Origin of the sequence: Sphingomonas jeddahensis (assembly GCF_001981525.1) — a bacterium.
Classification (GTDB): domain Bacteria; phylum Pseudomonadota; class Alphaproteobacteria; order Sphingomonadales; family Sphingomonadaceae; genus Sphingomonas; species Sphingomonas jeddahensis.
The window spans coordinates 53,992-79,546 of sequence record NZ_MPSB01000010.1 but is presented as its reverse complement, the minus strand read 5'-3'; the positions used below and the strand labels follow the sequence as shown (position 1 = coordinate 79,546).

The 25,555-nt window shown below is 67.7% G+C and carries 34 protein-coding genes; 18 read left to right on the top strand and 16 right to left on the bottom strand.

Annotated features, from left to right (window positions below; genetic code table 11):
- Positions 1 to 256: 256 nt before the first annotated feature.
- Entirely contained in the window at positions 257 to 907 is a 651-nt protein-coding gene (locus SPHI_RS11190) for a phasin family protein (protein WP_076745031.1), read from the bottom strand.
- Positions 908 to 1,006: 99 nt separating this feature from the next.
- Complete coding sequence (locus tag SPHI_RS11185) at positions 1,007 to 2,689, bottom strand: PHA/PHB synthase family protein (RefSeq protein ID WP_076745030.1); 1,683 nt, start codon at positions 2,687 to 2,689, stop codon at positions 1,007 to 1,009.
- Between the two features lie 202 nt (positions 2,690 to 2,891).
- Between SPHI_RS11185 and SPHI_RS11180 the strand changes: the two genes are divergently transcribed.
- From SPHI_RS11180 to thiD, 5 genes are all read left to right on the top strand, one after another.
- The gene (locus SPHI_RS11180) at positions 2,892 to 4,100 is read left to right on the top strand and encodes an LL-diaminopimelate aminotransferase (protein WP_076745029.1); all 1,209 of its coding nucleotides are present in this window, start codon (positions 2,892 to 2,894) and stop codon (positions 4,098 to 4,100) included.
- Positions 4,101 to 4,616: 516 nt separating this feature from the next.
- On the top strand, positions 4,617 to 5,396 hold the full coding sequence (locus SPHI_RS11175) for a sulfite exporter TauE/SafE family protein (protein WP_076745028.1): 780 nt from the start codon (positions 4,617 to 4,619) through the stop codon (positions 5,394 to 5,396).
- A gap of 26 nt (positions 5,397 to 5,422) precedes the next feature.
- On the top strand, positions 5,423 to 5,866 hold the full coding sequence (locus tag SPHI_RS11170; protein ID WP_076745027.1) for an acyl-CoA thioesterase: 444 nt from the start codon (positions 5,423 to 5,425) through the stop codon (positions 5,864 to 5,866).
- Positions 5,867 to 5,875: 9 nt separating this feature from the next.
- Positions 5,876 to 6,118 (top strand): DUF1272 domain-containing protein, encoded by a 243-nt coding sequence (locus SPHI_RS11165; protein ID WP_076745026.1) that lies wholly within the window; start codon positions 5,876 to 5,878, stop codon positions 6,116 to 6,118.
- A 73-nt stretch (positions 6,119 to 6,191) separates the two neighbouring features.
- Entirely contained in the window at positions 6,192 to 7,025 is an 834-nt protein-coding gene (gene thiD / locus SPHI_RS11160) for a bifunctional hydroxymethylpyrimidine kinase/phosphomethylpyrimidine kinase (RefSeq protein ID WP_076745025.1), read from the top strand.
- A gap of 17 nt (positions 7,026 to 7,042) precedes the next feature.
- Here thiD and SPHI_RS11155 read toward each other — a convergent pair whose 3' ends face one another.
- The 5 genes from SPHI_RS11155 to rpmF all read right to left on the bottom strand — a co-directional run bounded on the left by SPHI_RS11155 (position 7,043) and on the right by rpmF (position 10,038).
- Positions 7,043 to 7,396, bottom strand: a complete 354-nt coding sequence (locus SPHI_RS11155; RefSeq protein WP_076745024.1) for a MerR family transcriptional regulator — start codon at positions 7,394 to 7,396, stop codon at positions 7,043 to 7,045.
- A complete protein-coding gene (locus tag SPHI_RS11150; protein WP_076745023.1) occupies positions 7,393 to 7,695 on the bottom strand; it encodes an integration host factor subunit alpha in 303 nt (100 codons plus the stop codon). Before SPHI_RS11150 ends, SPHI_RS11155 begins: the two co-directional genes overlap by 4 nt.
- An 87-nt stretch (positions 7,696 to 7,782) precedes the next feature.
- Positions 7,783 to 8,751 carry a beta-ketoacyl-ACP synthase III gene (locus SPHI_RS11145; protein ID WP_076745022.1) on the bottom strand — a complete coding sequence of 323 codons (969 nt, stop codon included), beginning with the start codon at positions 8,749 to 8,751 and terminating at the stop codon, positions 7,783 to 7,785.
- Positions 8,748 to 9,782: a phosphate acyltransferase PlsX gene (gene plsX / locus SPHI_RS11140; RefSeq protein ID WP_076745021.1), complete on the bottom strand. Its 1,035-nt coding sequence runs from the start codon at positions 9,780 to 9,782 to the stop codon at positions 8,748 to 8,750. The genes SPHI_RS11145 and plsX overlap by 4 nt, the downstream gene beginning before the upstream one ends.
- 76 nt (positions 9,783 to 9,858) lie before the next feature.
- Positions 9,859 to 10,038 carry a 50S ribosomal protein L32 gene (rpmF, locus tag SPHI_RS11135; RefSeq protein ID WP_076745020.1) on the bottom strand — a complete coding sequence of 60 codons (180 nt, stop codon included), beginning with the start codon at positions 10,036 to 10,038 and terminating at the stop codon, positions 9,859 to 9,861.
- A gap of 197 nt (positions 10,039 to 10,235) precedes the next feature.
- Here rpmF and SPHI_RS11130 point away from each other — a divergent pair, with 197 nt between their 5' ends.
- Positions 10,236 to 10,676: an MAPEG family protein gene (locus SPHI_RS11130; RefSeq protein ID WP_076745019.1), complete on the top strand. Its 441-nt coding sequence runs from the start codon at positions 10,236 to 10,238 to the stop codon at positions 10,674 to 10,676.
- 116 nt (positions 10,677 to 10,792) lie between these two features.
- Here the strand turns inward: SPHI_RS11130 and SPHI_RS11125 are convergent, their stop codons facing one another.
- The 4 genes from SPHI_RS11125 to hisG form a co-directional block, all read right to left on the bottom strand.
- Complete coding sequence (locus SPHI_RS11125; RefSeq protein ID WP_076745018.1) at positions 10,793 to 10,969, bottom strand: DUF4169 family protein; 177 nt, start codon at positions 10,967 to 10,969, stop codon at positions 10,793 to 10,795.
- Position 10,970: 1 nt separating this feature from the next.
- On the bottom strand, positions 10,971 to 11,426 hold the full coding sequence (gene nusB / locus SPHI_RS11120; protein ID WP_076745077.1) for a transcription antitermination factor NusB: 456 nt from the start codon (positions 11,424 to 11,426) through the stop codon (positions 10,971 to 10,973).
- A gap of 153 nt (positions 11,427 to 11,579) precedes the next feature.
- Positions 11,580 to 12,866, bottom strand: coding sequence for a histidinol dehydrogenase (gene hisD, locus SPHI_RS11115; RefSeq protein ID WP_076745017.1), 1,287 nt, complete (start codon positions 12,864 to 12,866; stop codon positions 11,580 to 11,582).
- Entirely contained in the window at positions 12,863 to 13,528 is a 666-nt protein-coding gene (gene hisG, locus SPHI_RS11110) for an ATP phosphoribosyltransferase (protein WP_076745076.1), read from the bottom strand. The genes hisD and hisG overlap by 4 nt, the downstream gene beginning before the upstream one ends.
- 45 nt (positions 13,529 to 13,573) lie before the next feature.
- On the opposite strand from hisG, the gene SPHI_RS11105 reads away from it, so the two are divergent.
- Positions 13,574 to 14,674, top strand: coding sequence for a DUF2332 domain-containing protein (locus SPHI_RS11105; RefSeq protein WP_076745016.1), 1,101 nt, complete (start codon positions 13,574 to 13,576; stop codon positions 14,672 to 14,674).
- Positions 14,675 to 14,715: 41 nt separating this feature from the next.
- Here SPHI_RS11105 and SPHI_RS11100 read toward each other — a convergent pair whose 3' ends face one another.
- Genes SPHI_RS11100 through SPHI_RS11090 form a run of 3 tightly spaced genes read right to left on the bottom strand, consistent with a single transcriptional unit; the run spans position 14,716 to position 16,335 of the window.
- A complete protein-coding gene (locus tag SPHI_RS11100; RefSeq protein ID WP_076745015.1) occupies positions 14,716 to 15,618 on the bottom strand; it encodes a pirin family protein in 903 nt (300 codons plus the stop codon).
- On the bottom strand, positions 15,608 to 16,048 hold the full coding sequence (locus tag SPHI_RS11095; RefSeq protein ID WP_076745014.1) for an NUDIX hydrolase: 441 nt from the start codon (positions 16,046 to 16,048) through the stop codon (positions 15,608 to 15,610). The genes SPHI_RS11100 and SPHI_RS11095 overlap by 11 nt, the downstream gene beginning before the upstream one ends.
- Positions 16,045 to 16,335 (bottom strand): BolA family protein, encoded by a 291-nt coding sequence (locus tag SPHI_RS11090; RefSeq protein WP_076745074.1) that lies wholly within the window; start codon positions 16,333 to 16,335, stop codon positions 16,045 to 16,047. Before SPHI_RS11090 ends, SPHI_RS11095 begins: the two co-directional genes overlap by 4 nt.
- A 39-nt stretch (positions 16,336 to 16,374) precedes the next feature.
- Here SPHI_RS11090 and SPHI_RS11085 point away from each other — a divergent pair, with 39 nt between their 5' ends.
- From SPHI_RS11085 to SPHI_RS11075, 3 genes are all read left to right on the top strand, one after another.
- Positions 16,375 to 16,962: a DnaJ domain-containing protein gene (locus SPHI_RS11085; RefSeq protein ID WP_408640486.1), complete on the top strand. Its 588-nt coding sequence runs from the start codon at positions 16,375 to 16,377 to the stop codon at positions 16,960 to 16,962.
- 85 nt (positions 16,963 to 17,047) lie between these two features.
- Positions 17,048 to 17,383, top strand: coding sequence for an ATP-dependent Clp protease adapter ClpS (clpS, locus tag SPHI_RS11080; RefSeq protein WP_076745073.1), 336 nt, complete (start codon positions 17,048 to 17,050; stop codon positions 17,381 to 17,383).
- A 13-nt stretch (positions 17,384 to 17,396) separates the two neighbouring features.
- The gene (locus tag SPHI_RS11075; protein ID WP_076745013.1) at positions 17,397 to 17,687 is read left to right on the top strand and encodes a hypothetical protein; all 291 of its coding nucleotides are present in this window, start codon (positions 17,397 to 17,399) and stop codon (positions 17,685 to 17,687) included.
- A gap of 109 nt (positions 17,688 to 17,796) precedes the next feature.
- Here the strand turns inward: SPHI_RS11075 and pyrC are convergent, their stop codons facing one another.
- On the bottom strand, positions 17,797 to 18,834 hold the full coding sequence (pyrC, locus tag SPHI_RS11070) for a dihydroorotase (protein ID WP_076745012.1): 1,038 nt from the start codon (positions 18,832 to 18,834) through the stop codon (positions 17,797 to 17,799).
- A 51-nt stretch (positions 18,835 to 18,885) separates the two neighbouring features.
- On the opposite strand from pyrC, the gene ygfZ reads away from it, so the two are divergent.
- Complete coding sequence (ygfZ, locus tag SPHI_RS11065) at positions 18,886 to 19,596, top strand: CAF17-like 4Fe-4S cluster assembly/insertion protein YgfZ (protein WP_076745011.1); 711 nt, start codon at positions 18,886 to 18,888, stop codon at positions 19,594 to 19,596.
- A 123-nt stretch (positions 19,597 to 19,719) separates the two neighbouring features.
- On the opposite strand, the gene SPHI_RS11060 is transcribed toward ygfZ, so the two are convergent.
- Positions 19,720 to 20,541 (bottom strand): LD-carboxypeptidase, encoded by an 822-nt coding sequence (locus SPHI_RS11060; RefSeq protein ID WP_076745010.1) that lies wholly within the window; start codon positions 20,539 to 20,541, stop codon positions 19,720 to 19,722.
- A gap of 55 nt (positions 20,542 to 20,596) precedes the next feature.
- Here SPHI_RS11060 and SPHI_RS11055 point away from each other — a divergent pair, with 55 nt between their 5' ends.
- From SPHI_RS11055 to gloB, 7 genes are all read left to right on the top strand, one after another.
- The gene (locus SPHI_RS11055; protein ID WP_076745009.1) at positions 20,597 to 22,012 is read left to right on the top strand and encodes a glutamate ligase domain-containing protein; all 1,416 of its coding nucleotides are present in this window, start codon (positions 20,597 to 20,599) and stop codon (positions 22,010 to 22,012) included.
- 13 nt (positions 22,013 to 22,025) lie between these two features.
- Positions 22,026 to 22,280: a DUF6356 family protein gene (locus SPHI_RS11050; RefSeq protein ID WP_076745008.1), complete on the top strand. Its 255-nt coding sequence runs from the start codon at positions 22,026 to 22,028 to the stop codon at positions 22,278 to 22,280.
- 220 nt (positions 22,281 to 22,500) lie between these two features.
- The gene (locus SPHI_RS11045) at positions 22,501 to 23,217 is read left to right on the top strand and encodes an alpha/beta fold hydrolase (protein WP_076745007.1); all 717 of its coding nucleotides are present in this window, start codon (positions 22,501 to 22,503) and stop codon (positions 23,215 to 23,217) included.
- Positions 23,214 to 23,933, top strand: a complete 720-nt coding sequence (locus tag SPHI_RS11040) for a tetratricopeptide repeat protein (RefSeq protein WP_076745006.1) — start codon at positions 23,214 to 23,216, stop codon at positions 23,931 to 23,933. Before SPHI_RS11045 ends, SPHI_RS11040 begins: the two co-directional genes overlap by 4 nt.
- Before the next feature lie 12 nt (positions 23,934 to 23,945).
- Complete coding sequence (locus tag SPHI_RS11035; protein WP_408640485.1) at positions 23,946 to 24,401, top strand: VOC family protein; 456 nt, start codon at positions 23,946 to 23,948, stop codon at positions 24,399 to 24,401.
- Complete coding sequence (locus tag SPHI_RS11030; protein ID WP_076745004.1) at positions 24,401 to 24,817, top strand: VOC family protein; 417 nt, start codon at positions 24,401 to 24,403, stop codon at positions 24,815 to 24,817. The genes SPHI_RS11035 and SPHI_RS11030 overlap by 1 nt, the downstream gene beginning before the upstream one ends.
- The gene (gene gloB, locus SPHI_RS11025) at positions 24,801 to 25,538 is read left to right on the top strand and encodes a hydroxyacylglutathione hydrolase (protein WP_076745072.1); all 738 of its coding nucleotides are present in this window, start codon (positions 24,801 to 24,803) and stop codon (positions 25,536 to 25,538) included. The genes SPHI_RS11030 and gloB overlap by 17 nt, the downstream gene beginning before the upstream one ends.
- The last annotated feature ends 17 nt before the right edge of the window (positions 25,539 to 25,555 follow it).

The following is a 25,555-nucleotide window of genomic DNA, read 5'->3' as shown; positions in this document are numbered from 1 at the left end:
GATCCTGAACGCTACCATCCCGCTCGTGCTGAGCTTGTCGAAGCACGTGCCTCAAGGCGCTCGCGCTTGTAACACGCCCTTCGACAGGCTCAGGGCGAACGGGGGATAGGTGCGCCCCGATGCAAACGAGGGAGCCCTCCAAACGCACGTCACCCCGGCCCTGAGCCGGGGTCCCGCTGCCTTCTCCACCGTGGCGGAAGAACTGGGACCCCGGATCAAGTCCGGGGTGACGGATTACTCGGCCGTGAGGGTCCGCTTAGGCGGCGACCTTCACCTTCTCCACCGCGATCGCGACGCGGTTCGAGATCGGCTGGGCGATCTCACCGGCCAGCTTCAGCGCGGCCTCGGTCGAGCGCGAGGTCTGCGCAACGAAGGCATCGAAGTACGACCGAGCAAAGTCGCTCTGCAGCTGGAACAGCTCGGTCGGCGACTTCACCGCGGTCATCGACTTGAACGCCGTCGTCGCGTTCTCGTACGACGACTTCATGTAGCTGGCGGCGTCCTGCCCCATCTGCTCGAAGCCCTTGGCGGCGATCTTCGACGATTCGACGATCGCTTCGACATTGCCCTTGCCAAAGGCGTTCATGTCCTCGAACGCACGTGCGCCCTTTTCCATCTGCGCCTTGGCGCGCTCGCTCGCCTCGGCGAACATCGTCTTGGTCTTGTCGGTGGTCGACTGGATCGTTTCGTCCATGCTGGTTTCCTTCACGCTGCGGACCGCCGGTTCGGCGGAGGGTTCAACGGTGGCGGACTCTTGCGATACGATCTGGGCCGCCTTGGCCGTGGCTGCCGACCTCTTGCGAGCCGGGGCTTTCAGCACCGGCGGCACGGGGCTTGGCCCGTCGCTCGCCGACAGATCGTCGGCAATTGCGTCAAGGCTGGTCGGCGGTGCTTGCGTCTCTGACATACGCACGTCTCCCTATGCTGCGATGCAAAATAAGGCATCGTAGCCCAAGCGGCAAGCAAAAATTGTGCAGCGCAACAAATCGTTGCATCTGCTACTTCACTACGTGCGGACGTAGCGCCCCGGGGCATCCTCGATCGCCGGCAGCGCGCCTTCGCCGGGCACGCGCGCGCCGGTCGCCGCCACCGTCGCGCCATCGCGGTCGCGCAGCCATTCCAGCCAATGCGGCCACCAGCTGCCCTTCGTCTCGCTCGCGCCTTTCATAAACGCATCCAGCGTCTCGGCGGGCAGGTCATTGGTCCAATATTGATATTTCCCCGCCGCGGGCGGGTTCACCACGCCCGCGATATGGCCGGAGCCCGCCAGCACGAAGCGCAGCGGCCCGCGGAAGTGCCGGGTGATTTCCCACACGCTCTCCGCCGGCGCGATATGATCCTCGCGCCCCGCCTGCACGAAGGTCGGCGTTTCCACCTTGGTCAGATCAAGCGCCGTGCCGCCGATCGACAGGGCGCCTGGGGACACGAGCAGATTGTCGCGGTACAGATCGGTGAGATAGCTCTTGTGCCATTTGGCCGGCAGGTTGGTGGTGTCGCCGTTCCAGTGCAGCAGGTCGAACGGCACATAATCCTTGCCGAGCAGATAGTTGTTGGTGACGTAATTCCAGATCAGGTCGCGACCGCGCAGCAGATTGAACGTCGCCGCCATGAAGCGTCCGTCGAGATAACCGTCCGGCGAGAGCGTGCCGAGCAGCTGGAGCTGTTCTTCGGTGATGAAGTTGGTCAGCTCGCCCGCGCGGGTGAAATCGACCTGCGCGGTGAAGAAGGTGGCCGTGGCGATCTTGCCCGCCTGCCCGCGCGCCGCGAGATACGCCAGCGTCGCCGCCAGCGTTGTCCCGGCGACGCAATAGCCGATCGTGTGCACCGCCGGCACGTCCAGCAACCCGCGGATCACGTCCACCGCATCGACCTGCGCCGTGACGTAATCGTCCCACGCCACATCCTTCATCGTCGCGTCGGCAGACTTCCACGAGACCATGAAGACGCTGATTCCCTGATCCACGCACCAGCGGATGAAGCTCTTCTCCGGTGTCAGGTCGAGGATGTAGAAGCGGTTGATCCAGGGCGGGAAGATGACGAGCGGGGTGGCCAGCACCTCGCCTGTGGTCGGCGTGTAATGGATCAGCTCGTACAGCGGCGTGCGGTGGATCACCTTGCCCGGCGTGGTGGCAAGATCGCGCCCGATCTCGAACGCGCCGGCCGGGGTATGCGTCAATTGCCCGCGGCTCACGTCGGCCAGCATGTTCTGCAGGCCCTTGAGCAGATTCTCGCCGCGCGTCTCCAGCGTCTTCTCGATCACCTCCGGGTTGGTGAAGGCGAAGTTCGACGGGCTCATCGCATCGACGAAGCCGCGCATCGCGAAGCGCAGCTGCGCACGCTGCTTCTCGTCCACGCCGTCGAGTGTGTCGATGCTGCGCAGCATATGATCCGCGATCATCGTGTAGGATTGGCGCATCCAGGCGAACAGCGGGTTCTGCTGCCACGCCGGGGCGGCGAAGCGCTTGTCCTTCGGTTTGTCGGTCGGCGTATCCGCGGTGGGCGCGAGAAACTGCTGCCAGAGCGACAGGCTCTCGGACCAGAAGTCGCGCACCTGCGCGACGGCCGCGTTCTGCGGCGCAGCGTCCATCGCGGCGATGCCCTGTTCCAGCATCATCTGCTGCGCGCGGCCGATCACCCACGTCCAGTGCTGAAGGTCGGCGAGACTCGGCGCCGTCGGCTGTTCGGTCATGCGGTCCTCTCGCCGCCAGCATAACGAGGTCCGTGCGAAACCACCATCGTCATCCCGGCGCAAGGCCGGGATGACGTAGACTGAGGGGGCGTCCGGCTTGACGACGAAGCCGCAAAGCGCACCTATCGCCGAGCGAACCCCACCCCGCTTCCGCTACGCCAACGCAGCGTCTATGCCGTGCGCTTCAGCCACCGAGGATCCCATGTCCGACGAATTTTATCGCATGAAGCGCCTGCCGCCCTATGTCATCGCCGAAGTGAATGCGATGCGGGCAGCGGCGCGCGCGGGCGGCGAGGACATCATTGATCTGGGCATGGGCAATCCGGACCTGCCGCCGCCCCCGCATGTTATCGCGAAACTCGTGGAAGTGGCGCAAAAGCCCGACGCCCACGGCTATTCCGCGTCTAAGGGCATTCCCGGCCTGCGCCGCGCCCAGGCCAATTACTACGGCCGCCGCTTCGGGGTGGACGTCGATCCCGAGACCGAGGTGGTCGTCACCATGGGGTCGAAGGAGGGGCTCGCCAGCCTCGCCACCGCGATCACCGCGCCGGGCGACGTGATCCTGGCGCCCAACCCCAGCTACCCCATCCACACCTTCGGCTTTATCATCGCCGGCGCGACGATCCGCGCCGTGCCGACGACGCCCGACGAGCATTATTTCGAAAGCCTTGAGCGGGCGATGAACTTCACCGTGCCGCGCCCGAGCATCCTGGTCGTCAACTATCCGTCGAACCCGACTGCGGAGGCGGTGGATCTCGCCTTCTACGAGCGGCTGGTCGCCTGGGCGCGCGAGAACAAGGTCTGGATCATCTCCGACCTCGCTTATTCGGAGCTCTATTACGACGGCAATCCGACCCCCTCGATCATGCAGGTGAAGGGCGCCAAGGACGTGGCGATCGAATTCACCTCGCTCAGCAAGACCTATTCGATGGCCGGCTGGCGGATCGGCTTCGCGGTCGGCAACAAGACGCTGATCGCCGCGATGACGCGGGTGAAATCCTATCTCGATTACGGCGCCTTCACCCCGATCCAGGCGGCGGCCTGTGCGGCGTTGAACGGACCGCAGGACATCGTCGAGCAGAACCGCAAGCTTTACCACAAGCGCCGCGATGTGATGGTCGAGAGCTTCGCCCGCGCCGGTTGGGAAATCCCCAGCCCCCGTGCGTCGATGTTCGCCTGGGCGCCGCTGCCGCCAGCGCTGGCACACCTCGGCAGCCTGGAATTTTCCAAGCAGTTGCTCACCCATGCCAAGGTCGCGGTTGCGCCGGGCGTCGGCTATGGCGAAAATGGCGAAGGCTTCGTGCGCATCGCCATGGTGGAGAACGAACAGCGGCTGCGCCAGGCCGCGCGCAACGTGAAGAAATATCTCGCCAGCATGGGGGTCAACGTGCCCGCCCGGAACGCGGGTTGAGCGGTCCCTTCGTGGTGCAGGGTTGTCGTGCGTCTGCGGCACCACCACGTCACCCCCGCCTTGACCCGGGGTCCCGCTTCTTCTTCGACGTTGCCGTCCAGCCGGGCACCAGCGTGTTCCCCGCATCACGTCGCCACGCGAGTCTTGTTCGGCGCCCCGGCCCAGCCACCCCCGTCATCCCGGACTTGATCCGGGACCCATGGTGCCGCGAGCGCCGCGCGTCTTATGGCGAGCGGCAGCGCGAGTGGATGGTTGGATTCCGGATCAAGTCCGGGATGACGGTCAGCAGAGGCGCCCCAATGCATGCCTATAACCGGTTATACCCGCCCTCCGTGGCTGAACGGGGGTGGAACGGTTTGTCGGTGATGCAGGGTTTGCGTGCGTCTGTCGCACCACCGCGTCACCCCGGACTTGATTCGGGGTCCCGCTACCTTCGCAACGTGGGAAAAGAAGCGGGGCTCCGGGTCAAGCCCGGGGTGGCGGCAGAAGCGTGTCAGAGAACAGCGCAGGCGGCCAATGGACGCCTATAACCCGCTCTATTCACTCGCCGGCGTGCTGGTCGGAATGCTCGTCGGCCTCACCGGGGTGGGTGGCGGATCGTTGATGACGCCGCTGCTGGTGCTTGCCTTTGGCTTCCACCCGGCGACGGCGGTCGGCACCGATCTGCTCTATGCCGCCGCCACGAAAACGGTCGGGGGCGCGGTTCACGGCCTGCGCGGCACGGTCGATTGGTCGATCGTGCGCCGGCTGGCGATGGGCAGCGTGCCGGCGGCGGCGCTCACCCTGCTGCTTCTCAGCCAGACGGCGGAGCAGAGCCCACACGCCGGATCGATGATCGCCACCGCGCTGGGGGTCACGCTCGTTGGCACGGCATTGGCGACCTTCTTCCGCGCCCGCATCGTCGCCACCGTGGGCCCGCGCTTTCGCGGCATGAGCCAGCGCCGTCTGGCCGGGCTGACCATCATGCTCGGTGCGCTGCTCGGCGTGTTGGTGTCGCTAACCTCGGTGGGGGCAGGGGCGCTGGGCATGACGGCGCTGCTGATCCTGTATCCGACGGCGCCGGTGAACCGACTGGTGGGATCGGACATCGCCCATGCCGTGCCGCTGACGCTGATTGCGGGCATGGGGCATCTGTGGCTCGGCTCGGTGGATCTGCTGCTGCTCGCCTCGTTGCTCGCCGGCTCGATCCCCGGCATCGTGCTGGGCAGCGTCATCGCCTCGCAAGTCACCGATCGCGTGCTGACCCCGATCCTGGCGACCACGCTGGCGATCGTCGGGCTGAAGTTGATCCTCTGACCCCGGCGTCAATCAAGGACCGTTCAATGCCCCGCCCCGGTTTCGCCTTCTCCACCGCATTCAGAGTCCGCTATGCCGAGATCGACGGCCAGCGTGTGGTCTTCAATTCGCGCTATCTCGAATATGCCGACGTTGCGGTTACCGAATTTTGGGAGTGGACCGGCATCGCCGAGGCGTTGGGCGAAACGTGGCGCGAGATGGAATTCCACGTCCGCCGCGCCAACGTCGATTACCTCCAGCCGCTGGTGCTCGGCGACACCGTCGACGTCTCCGTCCGCATCGAGCGGATCGGCACGTCAAGCCTTACCAAGCGCTTCGAGATCGCCAACCAGCGTGGCGAACTGTGCAACGTGATCGAGATGGTCAGCGTCAACGTCCATCTGCCGACCGGCCGCCCGCTGGCCATCGAAGGCGAGGTGCGCCGATTCCTCGGCGCGCTGCTGGTGGCGCAGCCGGATCGCGTGGCGTAAGGCGCGGCGATGCTTGAGATGCGCCCCGACTGCGAACGATGCGGCGTGGACCTGCCCGCTGATGAGGGCGGAGCGTTCATCTGCTCGTTCGAATGCACCTTTTGCGCGGATTGCGTGGATGCGCTGGACGAGCGCTGCCCCAATTGCGGCGGCGAGTTGCTCGACCGCCCCGCGCGAGTCGGCGCAGCGCTGACCAAGTACCCGGCGTCAACGCAGCGGCATCATTCGCCTCCCGCTGGCGGGAGGGGTTAGGGGAGGGCATGTCCACCTCCTACCCGTTTGCTGACAGACCCTCCCCCGACCGCTCCGGCCAGCGGGAGGGGAGATGACCAGCCGTATCCTAATCATCGCCGGTTCCGATTCGGGGGGCGGGGCGGGCATCCAAGCCGACATCCGCACCGTCACGATGCTCGGCGGCCATGCGATGACGGCGATCACCGCGATCACTGCGCAGAACACGCTGGGCGTTCAGGGGGTACTTCCGATTCCGGCCGCCATGGTCGTGCAGCAGATGCGGTCCTGCATCGACGACCTCGGCGTGGACGCGGTGAAGATCGGCATGATCGGCTCGGCCGAGACGGCGTTCGCAGTGGCGGAGGTGCTGGAAACGGTGGCGGGCGTGCCGGTCGTGTTCGATCCGGTGATGGTCGCCACTTCCGGTTCGGTTCTCGCCAACGCGGATACGATCGCCGCCTTTGATCGGCTGATGCGATCGGCGACACTGGTGACGCCCAATGCGCCTGAACTCGCGGCGCTTACCGGCTTGTCAGTGGAGTCGGAAAGCGACGCCATTGTCGCAGGACGCGCGCTTGCGCTCTCAACAGGTGCCGCCGTGCTGGCAAAAGGAGGGCACCTTCCCCCGCGCGCAACCGGCGAGGTTCTGGTGCCTGAAGGGCTGCCCGGTGACTTGGTCGCCGACAATCTGATCATGCCGGATGACACGGACATGGTGTGGACCGATCCGCGCATCGAAACGCGGCACACGCATGGCACCGGCTGTACCCTTGCCAGCGGCATTGCGGAGGGGCTGGGCCGCGGTCTTGCGCTGCCGGATGCGATCGGGCGGGCGCGCATCTTCGTGCGCCAAGCGTTGCTTGAAGCACCCGGCTTCGGCGCCGGCCACGGTCCGATGGGACACCACAAGGTCCGGGTGGAATAAGGCCCTGTGAGGCCGGTCTAAGCGGCGTCGAGCGCCCGTTGCAGCCGATCACGAATCGCGCGCAGCGCTGGCATTGCGGCCAGCGCCGCGTTCGGTGCGGAGGCAGGCTGCTGCACGCCGCGCCCTTCGCTCGCGAGCAGCTTCTGCACGCCCTTTACCGTATAGCCCTCGGTGCCGAGCAGTCGCTGAATCCGCTCGACCAACGCAACGTCCGCCGGGCGATAATAGCGACGGTTGCCGGCACGGGTTACTGGCCGAAGCTCGGGAAAGCGCGATTCCCAGTAGCGCAGCACATGCGGCGCGACTCCGGTTGCTGCCGTCACCTCCCCGATGGTGCGGAAGGCGCCTTCTGCCTTGCCCGTGTCGCTCACGTGCTCGTGTCCACGATGCGATCACGCATCATCTGGCTGGCGCGGAAGGTGAGCACGCGGCGCGGCGCGATCGGCACTTCGACGCCGGTCTTCGGGTTGCGACCGATCCGCTCGCCCTTGTCGCGCAGCACAAAGGTGCCAAATCCGGAGATCTTCACATTCTCGCCCTTGGCGAGCGCCCCGCAGAGCGACTCCAGGATCTGCTCGACCAGCCGCGCCGAATCGGCGCGCGACAGCCCTACCTGGCGATGCAGCGACTCCGCCAGATCGGCCCTGGTCAACGTGCCCGCATCACTCATCGCAGAACTTACTCCCCACCCGCAGCCTTGCGGCAGGTTAACATCGTCACGTGAATATCGGAAGACGCATGTCGATGCGCCCGCGTATCAGAAACGGACGATGGCAGCGCCCCAGGTGAACCCGCCGCCCATCGCTTCCAGCACCACGATTTGCCCGGGCTGGATGCGCCCGTCGCGAACCGCAGTATCAAGCGCGAGCGGCACCGACGCGGCGGAGGTGTTGGCGTGCTGATCCACCGTCAGCACCACCTTCTCCGCCGGCAGGCCCAGCTTGCGTGCAGTCGCGTCGAGGATTCGGGCGTTGGCTTGGTGCGGCACCACCCAGTCGACATCGGCGGAGGTGAGGCCGGCAACGCCGAGCGATTCCTCCATCACCGCCGCAAGGTTCACCACCGCGTGGCGGAACACCTCGCGGCCCTTCATGCGCAGCTTGCCGACGGTGCCGGTGGTCGAGGGACCACCATCGACATAGAGCAATTCGTTGTGCCGCCCATCGGCGTGGAGCCGAGTCGCTAGGATGCCGCGGCCATCCGCCTCGGCGCTTTCCTGCGCTTCCAGCACCATTGCGCCGGCGCCATCACCGAACAGCACGCAGGTGGTGCGGTCCTCCCAGTCGAGGATTCGGCTGAACGTCTCGGCGCCGATCACCAGCGCCCGGCGGTGCGCGCCGGCCCGGATCATGCTGTCCGCCACCTGCACCGCATAGAGGAAGCCGGAGCAGACCGCGGCAACGTCGAAGGCGACGCAATCGTCGATGCCCAGCATCGCCTGCACTTTGGTGGCGCTGGACGGAAACGTCTGGTCGGGGGTCGCAGTAGCGAGAACGATCAGGTCGATGTCCTGCGCCGTCACGCCGGCGGCGGCGATCGCCGCGCTCGCCGCATCGCGGGCGAGGGTGGCGGTGGTCTCGTCCGAACCGGCGATGTGCCGGAAACGGATGCCGGTACGCTCGACAATCCACTCGTCGGTCGTATCGACCACCTCGGCAAGGTCGGCGTTCGACACGCGCCGCGCGGGCAGCGCCGATCCGGTGCCGGTGATGACGCTGCGAATCATGCCGCCTTCTCCTGCTCGAAATGCCGCAGGTCGTCGGCGATCCGCCGCGCGAGATCGGCCTGGACCATCTTCGCCGCGACCCCGATCGCATTGGCCACGCCGATCTCGTTCGCGCTGCCATGGCTTTTCAGCACCAGCCCGTTGAGGCCGAGGAAGACGGCGCCATTGTGGTTGTTGGGATCGAGGTGATCGCGCAAAAGCTGCGTCGCGGGACGCGAGATCAGGAAGCCGATCTTGGAGCGAACCGAACTGGTGAAGGCACGCTTCAGCAGATCGCCGACAAATCGCGCGGTTCCTTCGGCGGTTTTCAACGCTATGTTGCCGGAGAAGCCGTCGCAAACGATCACGTCATGCTCACCGCGCGACAGACGATCGCCTTCGACAAAACCGGCGAAGGTCATCGGCAAGTGATTGGCGCTGCGCAGTGCGGCGGCCGCGTCGCGGATTTCCTCGGTACCCTTTTGATCCTCACTGCCGATGTTCAGCAGCGCGACTCGAGGGCTCTCCAGATCCATCGTGACGCGAGCGTAAGCTGCTCCCATAACGGCGAACTGAACGAGATTTTTGGCCTCGACCTCGGTGTTCGCGCCTAGATCGAGCACCACCACGTCATTCTCGCCCAGCGTCGGCAGCAGCGCGGCGAGCGCAGGGCGATCAATGCCGGGCATGGTACGCAGCGCGAGCTTGGCCATTGCCATCAGCGCGCCGGTATTGCCGGACGACACGGCGGCGCCGGCGCGGCCCTGCTTCACGCAGTCGATCGCAACGCCCATCGAGGTGGTCTTGGCGCGCCGCAGTGCAGCGCCCGCCTTTTCGTCGCCCGAGATAACATCAGGCGCGTGGACGATCTCGGCATGCTCGCCGAGGTTCGGGTGCTTGGTCAGCCCGTCGCGAATCGCGGATTCCTCACCGACGAGCAGGAACTTCATCCCCTCGAACCGGTGTCGCGCCCGCGCAACGCCCGCCAGCATCACCGCCAGCCCTTCGTCGCCGCCCATCGCATCGACGGCGATCCAGGACTTGTCGGCCATGGCGGGACGAACTCCGTAACCTAATCAGCGCAACCGAAACGCGCGTGACACACTTTGTGCCACGCGATCGCCGATGTCAGCCCTCGACCGAGACGACTTCGCGGCCGTTATAATGGCCGCATGCCGTGCACAGATTGTGCGGGCGACGCAGCTCGCCGCAGTTCGGGCATTCCTGGAACGCCTCGACCGACAAAGCGTCGTGCGCGCGGCGCATGCCACGGCGGGAGGGGGAAGTCTTTCGCTTGGGGACGGCCATCGCGGCACCTTGATCTTATATTGGTCGAAACAAATGCGATTGGCCCGACGACGATCGGCACGGACCGGCTTATACACCGGCCGCGCCGGGCAGCCGGGCGCATCGCGAAGCCTGCGCCTATAGCGGATCGTGCGCGCGTTGCAAGCGGCGCGGCATGCTGGCACGATCTGGGTGACGGAAAAGGTGGAAGGGGTGCCATGATCCTGCCGGTGACGCTCGCCATCGCCGCGGCCTGCGGAGCGGTCAACATCTGGCTCGCCGCGCGCGTCGTGCGCGGGCGGGTGCGCGGCAAGGTGCCGATGGGCGACGGCGGGGATGCCGTCATGCTCTCGGGCATGCGCAGTCACGCCAACTTCACCGAATATGCGCCGATCGTGCTGATCCTGATGGCGCTGATCGAGCTGGCGCGCGGGCCGCTGGTTGCCTTGTGGGTGATCGGCGCGCTGTTCGTGCTGGCGCGAATCGCCCACCCGCTTGGCATGATGCGGCGGGCGCCCAATCCGCTGCGCGCCGGCGGTGCGCTGGTGACCTGGGTGGTGACGCTGATCCTCGCCGGCTGGGCGCTGGCGATCGCTGTCGATGCGGGCGGATCCGGCGCGATGACGATCGTTCCGGTGGAGGCGGTGCCGCGAGGGTGATTTCACCACGCCACCCCCGCTGTGGCGCGGATCCATACGCGCAGGTCCATCGATGGAGCCGCACGCTCAGCGTCTATGAATCTCCGCCTGCGCGGGAACGACGAACGTGGCGCGGCTCATTCCTCCCGCTTCGCCCCATCCAGCGCCTTGTCGCGCCGCTCCGTCTCTGCCGCAGCAGCCTCGCGCTCCGCCCTGGTCCGGCCGAACGCGACGCGATTCGCCGCCGCCTTGTGCTCGGCCTCAACCCGCGCCTTCGCCTTGCGGGCGCGGCGCAGGTTGATCACCTCACCCATGTCAGCCGCGCACCTCGCGCGCGATCGCGTCGAGCAGGCCGTTGACGAAGCCCGCCTCGCGCCGCTCGTAAAAGGCATGCGCGACATCGACATATTCGCTGATCACCGCCCCTTTGGGCACGTCGACTCGCGACAATAGCTCATAGGTGCCAGCGCGCAGGATGGCCTTCATCGGCTTGTCGAGTCGTTCGAGACTCCAGCCGCTCGCCAGCTTGCCCGCGATCAACTGGTCGATCTCGCCGCCGCGGGCATGCGCGCCGCTGACCAGATCGTCGAAGAAGGCGACGTCCGCCTCGGCATATTCCGCCTCTTCGATCGTCGCGCCGATCCGGTGGTGGTGGAATTCGTGCAGCAGCGCCGGAATGGCGGTGCCCTCCATCTCGTGCTGGTAGAGGGCCTGGGTGGCGGCTAGACGCGCAGCGGCGCGGGCCTTGGTACGGGCAGCGGTACGGGACATGGCGGCGGCCCTTACGCGCGTGTGGGGCGGAATGTCGAGAATTTCGGTCCCTTGGCTGATCGTGGCTTCGTTCGGGCCAAGCACCGTTGAGGCACAGCGGCATGCGCCCCGCTGGTTACTGGTCCCTCGACTTGGCTTCGGACAACGGAACGTTCAGCGCAGCCGCAGCGCCACCGATTGCGCATGGGCCGGCAGCCCTTCCGCCTCCGCCAGCGCCACCGTTGCCGGGCCGAGCTTCGCCAGCGACTCGGCGTCGAGCTGCAGGAAGCTCGTCCGCTTCATGAAGTCGGTCACGCCCAGTCCGCTGGCGAATCGCGCACGGCGGCCGGTGGGGAGGACGTGGTTGGGGCCGGCGACATAATCACCGATCGCCTCGGGGGTATGCCGGCCCAGGAACGCGGAGCCGGCGTGGCGCAACAGGTCGAACAGAGGTTGAGGATCGTCCACCGCAATCTCGACATGCTCGGGCGCGAGGCGATCGACCAGCGGCATCGCTTCGGCGAGATCGCGGACCAGTACGATCGCGCCGCTTTTCTCCCACGCGATCCGTGCCGTCTCGCCGGTGGGCAGGTCGATCAGCTGCCGTTCGACAGCATCGACAACGGCATCGGCGAACTCGGGCGAGTCAGTGAACAGGATCGACTGGGTCGTCACGTCATGCTCGGCCTGGCTCAGCAGGTCGGCGGCGATCCAGTCGGGATCGTTCTGGCCATCGGCGACGACGACGATCTCGCTGGGGCCGGCGACCATGTCGATGCCGACTACGCCATAGACCTGCCGCTTGGCCTCCGCGACCCAGGCGTTGCCGGGCCCCGTTACGACGTCGACGCGGGCGATGCGATCGGTGCCCCAGGCGAGCGCGGCCACCGCCTGCGCGCCACCAACGCGCCACACTTCGTCCGCCCCCGCGAGATGCGCGGCGGCAAGGACCAGAGGATTGATCGTGCCCTTGGGCGTGGGCGTCACCACCACCAGCCGCTCGACTCCCGCGACCTTGGCGGGAATCGCGTTCATCAGCAGCGTGGACGGATACGCGGCACGCCCGCCGGGGACGTACACGCCCGCTGCATCCACGGCCCGCCACCGCGCACCGAGCCGCACGCCGGCATCGTCGGTGAACGCGGTGTCCGCCGGGCGTTGCTTCTCGTGATACGCCCGAATGCGGCTGGCGGCGAGTTCCAGCGCCTCGCGCAAATCCGGATCGAGCGCGTCGAACGCCGCGGCGCAATCGGCGAGGGGGACCTGCCAGCCGCTTTCGTCCAGATCATGCCCGTCGAGCCTCAGCGTGAACGCCTTGAGCGCCGCATCGCCCTCCTCGCGCACGCTGCGCAGGATCGTGGACACATCGCGCGTCACGTCCGCATCCGATTCGCGCCGCGCATCGACCAGCGCCGCGAAGTCCTGCGCGAACGATGCGTCCGTCGTGGACAGCCGGATCATGCCGCCGCCTTCTCGTTCACCGCACGGCGGAAAGCCTCGACCAGCGGCACCACCCGCCCGGCGCGCATCTTCATCGCCGCGCGGTTGACGATCAGCCGCGAGGATACCTCCACGATCGTCTCCACCTCGACCAGCCCGTTCTCCTTCAGCGTCCGCCCAGACGACACGAGATCGACAATGCGCGGTGCCAGCCCCAGCATCGGCGCCAGTTCCATCGCGCCATTGAGCTTGATGCACTCCGCCTGCACGCCGCGGCGCGCGAAATGCTCGGCGGTGAGATGGGGATATTTGGTCGCGACTCGCACATGGCTCCAGCCGCGCGGGTCGTCGGTTTCGGCAAGTTTCTTCGGCTCGGCCACCGACAGGCGGCAATAGCCGATCTTCAGGTCCACCGGCGCGTAGAGCTCGGGGTAGGCGAACTCGCCAAGCACGTCCGACCCGACGATGCCGAGCTGCGCGGCGCCATGCGCCACGAAGGTCGCGACATCGAACGCGCGCACGCGGATCAGCGCGATGCCGGGATCCTCGGTGGCGAAGCGCAGCGCGCGGCTGTCCTCGTCGAAGAACGCCGCTTCGGGCACCACTCCGGCGGCGGCGAGCAACGGCTGCACCTCGGCAAGGATACGCCCCTTGGGCACGGCAATGACGAGCGGTTCGGCCATGCGCGCGGCTTTACCAGCCCGCCGCATCGGCGCAACAAGCGGCGCATGGGAAGCGAAGCCGAGAATCGCGAGTCGTTCCATACCCAGGCGGGCTATTGCCGCGCCATGGATGCGCCGATCACCGCGAGCATCTGCACCGCGCTGGCCGATGCGCTTGACCGGACGAGCGAGACGGGGCGGCGCGTGCTGGACTGGCCGGGCGAGCCGGTGGCGGACGCGTTGGTGCTGCGGCTGGTCGGCGGGCTGCACGGGCTTCACCGACGGGGCGGCGATGCAGGCCTCGACGGTGTGTTCACTGGCGCGGTAGCCGATCCGGCGGCGGTGATCGCCGCGTTGCGGGCCACGATGCGCGATTACGACGCGGCGCTGTTGCCCTGGCTCGATGGCCCACCGCAGACCAATGAGGCGGGGCGATCGGCCGGGTTGATGACCGGGCTGCTCCACCTCGCCGAACGGTACGGCCCGGGTGTGGAGGTGCTGGAGATCGGTTCCAGCGCGGGGCTCAACCTCCTGATCGATCGCTATGCCTTTGATCTCGGCGGCGTGCACAAGGGGCCGGCCGATGCGCCGGTGACGATTGCGCCCGAATGGCGCGGGCCGGTGCCGCCTGACCTGCCGATCGCGATTCGATCGGTCCGCGGCGTCGACGTCGCGCCGGTTGACGTTCGCGATCCCGCTGAGGCGGAGCGGCTCGCGGCGTACGTCTGGGTCGATGCCGCCGAGCGGCTGGAGCGGATCGAGCGCGGCATCGCGATGATCCGGGAGCAGGGCGTGGCGCTGGACAAGGGCGACGCGGCCGATTGGGTCGAGGCGCGCCTCGCCGAACCGCAAGCAGCGGGGACGACGCGCGTGCTGATGCACTCGGTGGTCTGGCAGTACCTGCCGGTGGAAACCCGCGAGCGTATTCGGAGTGTCATGGACGCCGCTGGTGCGCGGGCGACACCGGAGCGCCGGCTGGGTTGGGTGATGATGGAGCCCAATCGCGATCTCCACCGGCACGAAGTGCGCGTGCGCGGCTGGCCGGGCGATCGCCCGATGGAGTTGGTCGCGCTCACCCACGCGCATGGCGCCTGGATCGAGGGCCTGTCGCCGCCCTACGAAACGCGCGACTATGTCATGCGGCGTGGCGCGTACGAGAAGGAGTGAACCTTCTTCACCCCTCCCCATCAGGGGAGGGGCTTTGGTTCTTACGGATAGCTGACGGTCTTGGGCTGGCCGGGAATCGGAATCCACTCCACTTCGTCCCCCGGCACCACCGGGAACTCGCGCGCCATCCACGCGCGCTTGGCTTCCTGGATCCGCTCGCGCGAGGAGCTGACGAAATTCCACCAAACGTGGCGCGGTGTCTTGAACGCCTCGCCGCCTGCCAGCATCGCCCGCGCGCCGCTGGTCGAGCGCAGCGTCGCCGCAATCCCCGGCCGCAGCACATAGAGCCGCTGCGGCTCCAGCGGCACGCCTTCCAGCGTCGCGTCGCCTTCGACCAGATAGACGGCGCGCTCGTCCGCGTCGGCGTCGATCGGGACGCTGGCGCCCGCCGCGAGCACGATATCGGCATAGATCGTGCCGGCATAGGTCGTCGTCGGCGCGCTCTTGCCCCACAGGTCGCCCATGATGATCCGGGCGGTGACGCCCGCCCCCTCGATCACCGGCAGCCGATCCGCCGCGACATGTTCGAACGCCGGGTCGATCTCCTCGCGCCCGTCGGGCAGCGCCAGCCACGTCTGGATACCCGCCAGCGCCGGCCCGCCCGGCCGTTCGTCCGCGGGCGAGCGCTCCGAATGGACGATGCCGGTGCCCGCCGTCATCAAATTCACCGCGCCCGGCCGGATCACGATGTCGGTGCCCAGCGAATCGCGATGCCCCAGCGCGCCGTCGAACAGATAGGTTACGGTCGACAGGTTGATATGCGGGTGCGGCCGCACGTCGACGCCCTGGCCCGGTGGCAGTGCCGCCGGCCCCATCTGGTCGAAGAACAGGAACGGCCCTACCATCGTCCGCTCGCGGTGCGGCAGCGTACGATGGACCTTGAACCCGCCGATATCGTGGGTGGCGGGCAGCAGCGTCAGTTCGAACAATTCGTCACGCGTCATCGGTCGCTTCCAGCATGGCAATCAGATCGTCGGGATAGATGGCTTCGGGCCAGTTGGCGATCTCCTCGCGGGCGAACCAGCGCCACTCAGTCATCACCCGCCGCTCAAGCTCGGTGTGGCCAGTCGTGTCCAGATCGCACGCATCCACATCGACGCGGAACCAGCGTTCGTCGGCGGTCACCTCGACGCGTTCGACCGTGAGGAAATCGACGGTGCGTTGCGCCACTTGCGGGCCGGGATCGGCATGAATGCCGGTTTCTTCGTATAGTTCGCGCCGCGCCGCGGCTTCGTAACTTTCGCCCGGATCCAGCGCACCGCCCGGCGTGCACCAGAAAGGCGCGCGCTCGTCCCCGGTGACGAAGCGGAACAGCAGCACGCGATGCTCGCGATCGACCAGCAGGATGCGCGCGGCCGGGCGCGCCGCCCTCACCGCGGCTCGCCCGGCGCGATCGTCTTCATGGCCAGCGCGTGGACATGGTCGCGCAGCAGCTCGGCCAGCGCCGTGTTGACGAGGCGCTGCCGCGCCACCCGGTTCAGCCCCGCGAATGAAGCGCTCTCCACCACCACGCGGAAGTGCGATTCGCCCGATCCGTCATCGCCGGCATGGCCGCGGTGCTGCGCGCTCTCGTTGATCACTTCGAGGTGCGTCGGATCGAGCGCGTCGGTCAGACGGGTGGCAATGGCAAGCTGAATCGGGCCGGTGGAAGGTGCGGTCATGCCGCCTATATAGTCGGTTTTGTCAGGGATGTTTCGATTTTGGCGAAGGACCGGCCGAACGCGCGTTTTCATGGGAGGATCGAGGGCGACCGGCCGTGCGAGGCACCCGGGTGCGATGCGGCGGGCGAGTTTCGCGCGCCGCCGCTGGAAGGGCCGGGGCGTGACGGGCCGCCGGCGTTTCGCTGGTTCTGCCTCGATCACGTCCGTGCGTTCAATTCTAGCTACAATTACTTCGACGGCATGAGCGCGGAGGAGATCCATCACGCGCAGCGGCCGATGGCGGGCTGGGAGCGCGAGACGCGCGCCTTTGCGCGCGCCGGCGGCGGCGACCACGGGCCGCGCTGGGCCGACTTCGCCGATCCGCTCGACGCGATCGGTGCGCGCTATCGCCGTGAGGTCGCGCCCGAGCGCCGCGACGGCAAGCCCTTGTCAGGGCAGGACCGCGCGAGCCTCAAGGTGCTAGGCCTCGCCCCGGACGCGGATCGCATGGCGCTGCGCAAAAGGTACAGCGAGCTGGTGCGCAGATATCACCCCGATCGCAACGGCGGCGACCGCAGCCACGAAGGCATGCTGCAAAAGGTGATCGCCGCCTATCAGCAGCTGCGCCAGGCGCCGGCGTTCGCGTGAGCCACGCGCGGGAGCAGGCAGGCCTTGCCCTCCCAGCACGGCTTGCCATATTTCGGCGGTGACGATGACCAGCATTCAGATCCACATGGCAGAGCGGCGCGAAGACGGCGGCGGCGAGGGGAACGGCACGGGCGTCGGCATCGCCACGCGCACTCGGGCCAAGGTCAAGGAGCCGACGCCATACCGCGTGCTGATGCTCAACGACGATTACACGCCGATGGAATTCGTCGTGCTGTGCCTCCAGCGCTTCTTCCGCATGACCGCGGAGGAGGCGACGCGCGTGATGCTCCACGTCCACCAGAAGGGCGTCGGCGTGTGCGGCGTGTTCAGCTATGAAGTGGCGGAGACCAAGGTCGGGCAGGTGATGGATTTCGCCCGTGCCAACCAGCATCCGCTGCAATGCACGCTGGAAAAGGCCTGACCCAGGCTCCGCTATGATGTTGGCGCTCCTGCTGGCCGCCGCCGATCCGGCGAGCGCCGAGCGCGGCGCCTGGTACGCCTGCCTTGAGGATTATGCGCAGGTGGCGATGGCGAGTACCGGCACGCCGGCGACCATCGCGCTCCAGACCGACCAGGCGTGCGTGGCGGAGCGCAAGGCGTTCCAGGTGGCGCTGTTCCGATCGCGCACCGTGCAGGGTGATGCGGCGGCGCTGAGTGCGCGCTTCGCGGCGGAGGATCGCGCGGCGTACGAGCATGTGATCGGGTTCGTGAATCGGCTGCGCTAGCCTCTTCCCGTCACCCCGGACTTGATCCGGGGTCCCGCCTCTTCTCGGCCGTGGAGGGCAGTGGGATTTCGGATCAAGTCCGGGATGACGTCGGACGTGGACGCGCGGTTTACGCCACCATCCGCCAGCCGAGCGTCTCACCGGCATGGAACGGCACCACGGACAGCGTGTCGTCGCCGACCCGGTCCGGCACGCGATGCGCCACCCGCTCCAGCGTCACCGTGCCTTCATTGAGCGGCAGGCCGTAGAAGCGCGCGCCATTCTCGCTGGTGAACGCCTCGAACCGGTCCAGCGCGCCTTCCTCGTCGAACACCTTGAGATAGCTTTCCAGCGCGAACGGCGCGTTGAAGATGCCGGCGCAGCCGCACGACGATTCCTTGGCCTCCACCACATGCGGCGCGCTGTCGGTGCCGAGGAAGAATTTGGCCGAACCCGACACAGCCGCCTTGCGCACCGCCAGCCGGTGCCCCTCGCGCTTGGCGACCGGCAGGCAATAGGCATGCGGGCGGATGCCGCCGTCGAAGATCGCGTTGCGGTTGATGATAAGGTGCTGCGGCGTGATGGTGGCCGCGACATTGGCGGGCGCCTCGGCCACGTACTGCGCGGCCTCGGCGGTGGTGATATGCTCAAGTACGATCTTCAGCGCCGGGAAATCGCGCACCAGCTTCGCCAGCGTGCGTTCGATGAACACCGCCTCGCGATCGAAGATGTCGATATCCTTGTCGGTCACCTCGCCGTGGATTAGCAAGGGCATGCCGATCGCCTGCATCCGCTCCAGCACCGGCGCCAGCGCGAAGATGTCGGTCACGCCATGCGCGGAATTGGTGGTGGCATGGGCGGGATACAGCTTGCACGCGGTGAACACGCCCTCCGCATGCGCCGCGGCGATCGCCTCGGCATCCGCGCCGTCGGTGAGATAGCAGGTCATCAGCGGCGTGAAGCCCGCGTCCGCCGGCAAAGCCGCCAGGATGCGATCGCGATAGGCGCGCGCCGCCGCCGCATCGGTGACCGGCGGCGTCAAATTCGGCATGATGATCGCGCGCGCGAACTGGCGCGCGGTATGCTGCGCCACCAGCTCCAGCATCGCGCCGTCGCGCAGGTGGACGTGCCAGTCGTCGGGGCGGCGGATGGTGAGGCGGTCGGTCATCGCGGAGGTCCGGGAGCTTGGAATGAGGCGCTGACGCCCTAGCTTGTCGGCATGACCGACGCCACCACCCTCGCAGACCGCGCCCTTGTCCGCCTATCCGGGGAGGATGTGCGCGGCTTTCTCCAGGGGCTCGTCACCAACGATGTCACCGGCCCGCTGCCGGTCTGGGCCGCGCTGCTGTCGCCGCAGGGCAAGGCGCTGTTCGACTTCATCATCTGGGCGGACGGCGACGACCTGCTGCTCGATTGCGAGGCGGAACAGGCGGAGGCGCTCGCCAAGCGGCTGACGCTCTATCGCCTGCGCCGCGCGATCACGATCGCGCGCGACGAGGCACTGGCGGTGCATTGGTTGCGCGAGGGCGAGGCGGGCGTGCCCGACCCGCGGCTGGCGGTGCTCGGCCGCCGCTGGCTCGCCGCGCCGGGTGCGCCGGCGGAGGGATGGGTAGCGCATCGGCTGTCGCTCGGCGTGACGGAGGGTGTGGCCGAGCTCGGGAGCGGCGAGACGCTGTGGCTGGAGTGCAATGCGCGCGAGCTGAATGGCGTCAGCTTCGCTAAGGGCTGCTACGTCGGGCAGGAGAATACGGCGCGGATGAACTACCGCTCCAAGGTGAACCGCCGACTGGTGGCGGCGCCGCTGGGTGAGGCGGGTGATCGGACGCGGGCGGTGTATCCCGAGCTGGGGCTGATGGTGGAGCATCGCCGTGTCGAATCGCTGGGGGATGCGCTGGTGCCGGAGTGGCTGGCGGAGGCGATTGCCGCCTGACGATCGTTCGCCCTGAGCTTGTCGAAGGGCGTGCCCGATGCGGAGGCGCTTGGGGCACGTGCTTCGACAAGCTCAGCACGAACGGATCGGGGGTCCGCTCCGACAGATCGGGACGGGATGAGTTCACGCCACCCCGAACGGCACCACCCGGTTGGTCTGCGTATGCCCGATCTCCGCCGGGCCGAGGTATGGCACGCCCATGTCGCCGCACCAGCGCTGGATCATCACGGGCAGCGTCTCGCCCCAGCGCGGCGTATTCTCCTTCACCCCCGTCACCGCGCCCAGCCGCACGCCGGCGATCCCGCGCAGTTGCGTGGCACTGGCCATGGTGAACAGCAGCCGGTCGATATTGTACATCGGCTCGGACACTTCCTCGATCAGCAGCTCGTGGTCGGTCAGGTCGGGCAGCCACGGCGTGCCGATCAGCGATCCCAATATGGCGAGGTTGAACGCCGCCGCCGGCCGCTGCCCAAGTCCCGGCTCCAGCCCCTGCCGCTCGCCGCGTGCGATCCAGCCGAGCGAGCGCGCCACCGTCGCATCGCCCCCGCCCGAGCTGCGCAGGATATCCGTCGGCATCGGTCCATGCGCCACCCGCCCGATCCGCCGCGCGTAAAGCGCGCCGAGCATGAATCCCATGTCCGAATAGCCGACGTATTTCTTGGCGCGCGCCGCCTCGTTCAGCTGCGGCATGGCCCGCGCCAGGATTCGGTTCGAGCCATAGCCACCCCGCGCGAACCAGATCGCGTCGAATTCGGGATCGTTGGCGAACTCCAAAAACGCCGCCATCCGTCGCGCATCCGGCCCCGCGAAATGGCCATCGCTTTCCCAGCATTGCGGATGGAAGACGAGCTCCACCTCCGGATAGGCCAATGCGGCATAAGCGGTGAGCGGGGCGACCATCTCCGGGTTCGCCGTATTGGCCGGCGCCACGATCCCGATCTTCATGTCGCCCTGCCGCCTTCGCCTTGCCCGAACCCGCCCGCGGCGATAGCGCGCGGCCATGCAGGACGGCAACATCGCAGGGCAGCGCTTCTTCTTCGTCGGCGTCGGGGGATCGGGGATGATGCCGCTGGCGATGATCCTCGCCGCGCGCGGCGCGATCGTCGCCGGCTCCGACCGCGGGCTCGATCAAGGCCGCGTGCCGGCCAAGTTCGCCGATCTGGCGGCAAAGGGCGTCCAGCTCTTCCCGCAGGACGGCAGCGGCATCGTCTCGCCCGACCAGACCGTCGTCGCCTCCGCCGCCGTCGAGGCGACCGTCGCCGACATCGTCGCCGCCGATCGGCTCGGTTGTCCACGCATGAGCCGCGCCGAACTGAACGCCGCGTTGTTCAACGCCAGCCGCCTGCCGATCGGCGTGGCGGGCACGAGCGGCAAGTCCACTGTCACCGGCATGATCGCCCGCATCCTCCACGATGCCGGGCGCGATCCCACGGTGATGAACGGCGCGGTGATGAAGGATTTCGCCGCCCCCGACCGCCCCTTCGCCAGCGCCTTGGTGGGCGAGGGCGATCCGTACGTCAGCGAGGTGGACGAAAGCGACGGCTCGATCGCGCTCTACCAGCCGCGCATCGCGGTGCTCAACAACGTCAGCCTCGATCACAAGTCGCTGGAGGAGCTGAACGTGCTGTTCGCCGACTTCATCGGCAAGGCCGCCCACGCGATCGTCAACGCCGACAACCCCGATGCCGCTGCCCTGGCGATGCAACTGCCGCGCGATCGGGTGACGACCTTTGGCCTGGGCGGCGCGGCCGATCTGCTCGCGACCGAAATCTCGGAGGAGCCGTTCGCCGTCTCCTTCACACTGCGCGACGCCCGCGTCCGCGTGCAGGTCCCCGGCCGCCACAACGTCGCCAACGCCTTGGCGGCGATCGGCGCGGCGCTGGCGGCCGGCGTGCCGTTCGACACGGCGGTGCAGGCGATCGGCGCCTACACCGGCCTCAAGCGCCGCTTCGACCTCGTCGGCACGGCGAACCATGTCGCGGTGATCGACGATTTCGGCCACAACCCCGACAAGATCGCCGCCACTCTCGCGACGCTGCACGCCTTCCCCGGGCGCCTGCTCGTGCTGTTCCAGCCGCACGGCTACGGCCCGTTGAAGACGATGCGCCGCGAACTGGTCGAGACCTTCGTCCAGGGCCTCGCGCCCGACGATCTGCTCGTCCTCCCCGATCCGGTCTATCAGGGCGGGACGGTGACGCGCGAGGTGACCAGCGCGGACATCGTCGCCGACGTGGCGATCGCTGGCGGCACCGCGCGACACATCCCCGAACGCGCCGCGGCGGCCGCCCATCTGGTCGCCAGCGCGAAGCCGGGCGACCGCATCGTGATCATGGGCGCGCGCGACGATACCCTGCCGCTGCTCGCCGCCGACATGGTGGCGCAGCTTGGTGCGCGTGATAATGTCGCCTCGTCTTGATGGGAGCTTGCTGATGCTGCGCCGCCTGTTTCTCGATCATCCCGCCTCGGTGGGCGAGAGCTATGCCGAACACTTCGGGGTGGCGTCGCGCTTCGGCGTGCGGATGGTGGTGGGCGGCGTCGGCGCGCTGATCCACGGCGTGCTGCCCTTCGCGTGCAAGACGACGGGGAGCCGGACGATCGCGGCGCTCCATGCCGAGATGGTTGCGAAGCGTAGCGCGAAGGCGGCAGCAGAGACGCAGGTGAAGACGGTTGAGTATGTGATTTGAGGGTGCAGCCCCCCGGTCCGTCACTCCGGGTTTGACCCGCGGTCCCGCTGCCTCTCGGCAGGCTTGCGAAAGAAAGCAGGCCCCCGGATCAAGTCCGGGGTGAAGGGGAGGGTAGGGCCGCGTGCGACAACGATTGTTGGACGCGCGGAAGGCTGGATGCCGGCATGACGTAAAAGCGAAGGGGGTGCATGGCATCGCAACTCCGCCTACATCGCGCGGCATGACCTCTCTCCAGCGCCCTCGCCTCGCCTATCACCACACCGAGGGCGCTGGCCCGACGATCGTGTTCCTGCCCGGCTATGCTTCCGACATGACAGGCACCAAGGCGCTGGCGCTTGAGGCTTGGGCCAAGGCGAACGGGCGCGCGTTCCTGCGCTTCGATTATGCCGGATGCGGGGCGAGCGAGGGTGCGTTCGAGGAACAGTCGCTGACCGACTGGCGCGAGGATGCGCTCGCCATGATCGATCATGCCGTGACCGGGCCCGTGGTGCTGGTGGGATCGTCGATGGGCGGGTGGATCATGCTGCTCGCGGCGCTGGCCCGGCCGGATCGCGTCGTTGGCATGGTGGGGATCGCCGCGGCGCCGGATTTTACCGACTGGGGGTTCAGCCAGGAGGAGAAGCTCTACATCCTCCAGCATGGGCGTCTGGAGCGGCCGAACCCATATGGCCCGCAGCCGACCGTCTATACCCGCCGCTTCTGGCAGGCGGGCGAGGCGAGCCGATTGCTGCATGGGCCGATCGCGCTCGATGTCCCGGCGCGGCTGATCCACGGGCAGCAGGACCGCGACGTGCCGTGGGCGCAATCGCTGCGGCTCGCCGAGCTGATCCGTTCAGAGGACGTGCAGGTGACACTGGTGAAAGGCGGCGACCATCGCCTGTCGCGTGATGCCGATATCGCGTTGCTGATCCGCATGGTCGAGGATGTGCTGCCGTGATCCTGATCCTTCTTCTCGCCGCGCAAGTGGCTGCGCTGCCGACGACCGAGAGCTGCGCCGGGCTTGCCGCCAGCGACCCCGTTGCCGCCGAGCGCCGCGCAGCGGCGGATCGCAGCGCCAGCGGGCGCGCATGCATGGGACTGGCGCTCGCGGGCCAGGATCGGTTCGCGGAGGCGGCGCCGGCGTTCGAGGAGGCGGCGCGTGTGTCCGAGCTCGCGCGTGACGGCGCGGCGGCGCGCTACTGGGCGCTGGCCGGGAACGCGTGGCTGGCGGGGCAGAATGCGGAAAAGGCGCGCGCGGCGCTGAATGCCGCGCTGGCGGCGGGAACGCTGACCGGGCTGGAGCGTGGAGAGGCGGCGCTGGATCGCGCACGGGCGCTGGTGGCGCTGGACGACATGAGGGCGGCGCGGGCGGATCTCGATCTCGCGCTGAAGGACGCGGCGGATGATCCGCTCGCCTGGCTGCTGTCGGCGACGCTGGCGCGGCGCACGGGCGACATGGGCCGCGCGCGTGCCGATATCGCGCAGGCGCTGCGCCGCTCGCCCGACGACGCACAGGTGCAGCTCGAGGCTGGCAATATCGCCGCGGCGAGCGGCGACGAGGCAGGCGCTAAGGCCGCCTGGACCGAAGCAACGCGGCTTGCGCCCGATCGGCCGGCGGGCCAATCGGCTGCTCGTGCGTTGACCCAGTTCGCGGCCACCACCACGCAGCAGTAATTCGGAGGATTGATGCGTTATCTCCACACCATGATCCGGGTCGCCGACCCGGAAAAGACGATCGCCTTCTTCGAGGTGCTTGGCCTCAAGGAAGTGCGCCGTCACGACAGTGAGGCGGGGCGCTTCACGCTGATCTTCCTTGCCACGCCCGACGACATGCGCGGGGAAGGCGAACGCGCGCATGCCGAGGTGGAGCTGACCTACAATTGGCCGGCTGAGGACGGGAGCGCGCCGGAGGAATATACCGGCGGGCGCAATTTCGGGCATCTCGCTTACGATTGCGACGACATTTACGCGACGTGCCAGGCGGTGCTCGACGCCGGTTATACCGTTCATCGCCCCCCGAGGGACGGTTACATGGCGTTTGTGAAGACGCCCGACGGCATCTCGATCGAGCTGCTTCAGCTGAACGGGCCGAAGGAGCCGCAGGAGCCCTGGGCCTCGATGCCGAACACCGGGACCTGGTGATGCCGGCGCCCGCGCGATTGATCGTGAACCTCGACGTTCCCGATCTCGCGCGGGCGGAGGCTTTCTACTGCCGCCCCTTCGGCCTTCGTGTCGGGCGGCGGCTGGGCGCACGATATGTCGAACTGCTTGGGTTGGAGGCGCCACTGTACCTGCTGGAGACGGCCGACGGCAGCGTCGCAAGCGCTAGCTCGCCGAGCCGGCGCGACTATCGCCGGCAACGGACGCCCGTGCACCTCGACATCGCCGTGGATGATCTGGACGCCTCCTGTCACACCGCCATTGTGGCGGGCGCGATGGACGAGACCGGCATTCGCGCGGCGCCTTATGGGCGGATCGCGACCTTTGCCGATCCGTTCGGCCACGGCTTCTGTCTGATCGAATTCAACGAAAGGGGCTATGATGCCATCGCCACTTGAGATCCTGCGCGTGCCCGTGCTTAGCGACAATTACAGCTGGCTGGTCCATGATCCCGACAGCGGCGAGACGATGGTGATTGATCCCGGTGAGGCGCAGCCGGTGCTGGATGCCGCCGAGGCGCGCGGGTGGCGGATCACGCAGGTTTGGAACACCCACTGGCACCCCGATCATGTCGGCGGCAATGCCGCGATCGTCGCGGCGACCGGCGCACGGGTGATCGGGCCGGAGGCAGAGCGCGGCAAGATCGGGCATCTCGATCAGGGCCTGGGCGAGGGCGACAGCGTGTCGCTCGGCGCGCATCCGGCGGCGGTGATGACGGTGCCGGGGCATACGCAGGGGCATATCGCGTTCCATTTCGCCGAGGATGTGGCGATCTTCACCGGCGATACGCTGTTTGCGATGGGCTGCGGCCGGCTGTTCGAGGGCACGCCCGCCGACATGTTTGGCAACATGCAGCGTTATGCGCAGCTGCCGCCCGAGACGCGCGTTTACTGCGGGCACGAATATACTCAGTCGAACGGCCGCTACGCGCTGGTCGCCGAGCCCGACAATCAGGCGATCAAGGAGCGCATGGCGCGAGTCGACTCGATGCGCGCGGCGGGCGAGGCGACGATCCCGACCACGATCGGCGAGGAGCTGGCGACCAATCCCTTCCTGCGCGCCGTCAGTGCCGAGCAACTGGGCGAGCGGCGCGCGGCGAAGGATAATTTCCGCGGCTGAGCGGTTGTGGTTGGGGC

Coding starts and splice junctions, on each gene's coding strand:
- SPHI_RS11190 (WP_076745031.1), bottom strand. CDS start 907: ATGTCAGAGACGCAAGCACCGCCGACCAGCCTTGACGCAATTGCCGAC.
- SPHI_RS11185 (WP_076745030.1), bottom strand. CDS start 2,689: ATGACCGAACAGCCGACGGCGCCGAGTCTCGCCGACCTTCAGCACTGG.
- SPHI_RS11180 (WP_076745029.1), top strand. CDS start 2,892: ATGTCCGACGAATTTTATCGCATGAAGCGCCTGCCGCCCTATGTCATC.
- SPHI_RS11175 (WP_076745028.1), top strand. CDS start 4,617: ATGGACGCCTATAACCCGCTCTATTCACTCGCCGGCGTGCTGGTCGGA.
- SPHI_RS11170 (WP_076745027.1), top strand. CDS start 5,423: ATGCCCCGCCCCGGTTTCGCCTTCTCCACCGCATTCAGAGTCCGCTAT.
- SPHI_RS11165 (WP_076745026.1), top strand. CDS start 5,876: ATGCTTGAGATGCGCCCCGACTGCGAACGATGCGGCGTGGACCTGCCC.
- thiD (WP_076745025.1), top strand. CDS start 6,192: ATGACCAGCCGTATCCTAATCATCGCCGGTTCCGATTCGGGGGGCGGG.
- SPHI_RS11150 (WP_076745023.1), bottom strand. CDS start 7,695: ATGAGTGATGCGGGCACGTTGACCAGGGCCGATCTGGCGGAGTCGCTG.
- SPHI_RS11145 (WP_076745022.1), bottom strand. CDS start 8,751: ATGATTCGCAGCGTCATCACCGGCACCGGATCGGCGCTGCCCGCGCGG.
- plsX (WP_076745021.1), bottom strand. CDS start 9,782: ATGGCCGACAAGTCCTGGATCGCCGTCGATGCGATGGGCGGCGACGAA.
- rpmF (WP_076745020.1), bottom strand. CDS start 10,038: ATGGCCGTCCCCAAGCGAAAGACTTCCCCCTCCCGCCGTGGCATGCGC.
- SPHI_RS11130 (WP_076745019.1), top strand. CDS start 10,236: ATGATCCTGCCGGTGACGCTCGCCATCGCCGCGGCCTGCGGAGCGGTC.
- SPHI_RS11125 (WP_076745018.1), bottom strand. CDS start 10,969: ATGGGTGAGGTGATCAACCTGCGCCGCGCCCGCAAGGCGAAGGCGCGG.
- nusB (WP_076745077.1), bottom strand. CDS start 11,426: ATGTCCCGTACCGCTGCCCGTACCAAGGCCCGCGCCGCTGCGCGTCTA.
- hisD (WP_076745017.1), bottom strand. CDS start 12,866: ATGATCCGGCTGTCCACGACGGACGCATCGTTCGCGCAGGACTTCGCG.
- hisG (WP_076745076.1), bottom strand. CDS start 13,528: ATGGCCGAACCGCTCGTCATTGCCGTGCCCAAGGGGCGTATCCTTGCC.
- SPHI_RS11105 (WP_076745016.1), top strand. CDS start 13,574: ATGGGAAGCGAAGCCGAGAATCGCGAGTCGTTCCATACCCAGGCGGGC.
- SPHI_RS11100 (WP_076745015.1), bottom strand. CDS start 15,618: ATGACGCGTGACGAATTGTTCGAACTGACGCTGCTGCCCGCCACCCAC.
- SPHI_RS11090 (WP_076745074.1), bottom strand. CDS start 16,335: ATGACCGCACCTTCCACCGGCCCGATTCAGCTTGCCATTGCCACCCGT.
- clpS (WP_076745073.1), top strand. CDS start 17,048: ATGGCAGAGCGGCGCGAAGACGGCGGCGGCGAGGGGAACGGCACGGGC.
- SPHI_RS11075 (WP_076745013.1), top strand. CDS start 17,397: ATGATGTTGGCGCTCCTGCTGGCCGCCGCCGATCCGGCGAGCGCCGAG.
- pyrC (WP_076745012.1), bottom strand. CDS start 18,834: ATGACCGACCGCCTCACCATCCGCCGCCCCGACGACTGGCACGTCCAC.
- ygfZ (WP_076745011.1), top strand. CDS start 18,886: ATGACCGACGCCACCACCCTCGCAGACCGCGCCCTTGTCCGCCTATCC.
- SPHI_RS11060 (WP_076745010.1), bottom strand. CDS start 20,541: ATGAAGATCGGGATCGTGGCGCCGGCCAATACGGCGAACCCGGAGATG.
- SPHI_RS11055 (WP_076745009.1), top strand. CDS start 20,597: ATGCAGGACGGCAACATCGCAGGGCAGCGCTTCTTCTTCGTCGGCGTC.
- SPHI_RS11050 (WP_076745008.1), top strand. CDS start 22,026: ATGCTGCGCCGCCTGTTTCTCGATCATCCCGCCTCGGTGGGCGAGAGC.
- SPHI_RS11045 (WP_076745007.1), top strand. CDS start 22,501: ATGACCTCTCTCCAGCGCCCTCGCCTCGCCTATCACCACACCGAGGGC.
- SPHI_RS11035 (WP_408640485.1), top strand. CDS start 23,946: ATGCGTTATCTCCACACCATGATCCGGGTCGCCGACCCGGAAAAGACG.
- SPHI_RS11030 (WP_076745004.1), top strand. CDS start 24,401: ATGCCGGCGCCCGCGCGATTGATCGTGAACCTCGACGTTCCCGATCTC.
- gloB (WP_076745072.1), top strand. CDS start 24,801: ATGCCATCGCCACTTGAGATCCTGCGCGTGCCCGTGCTTAGCGACAAT.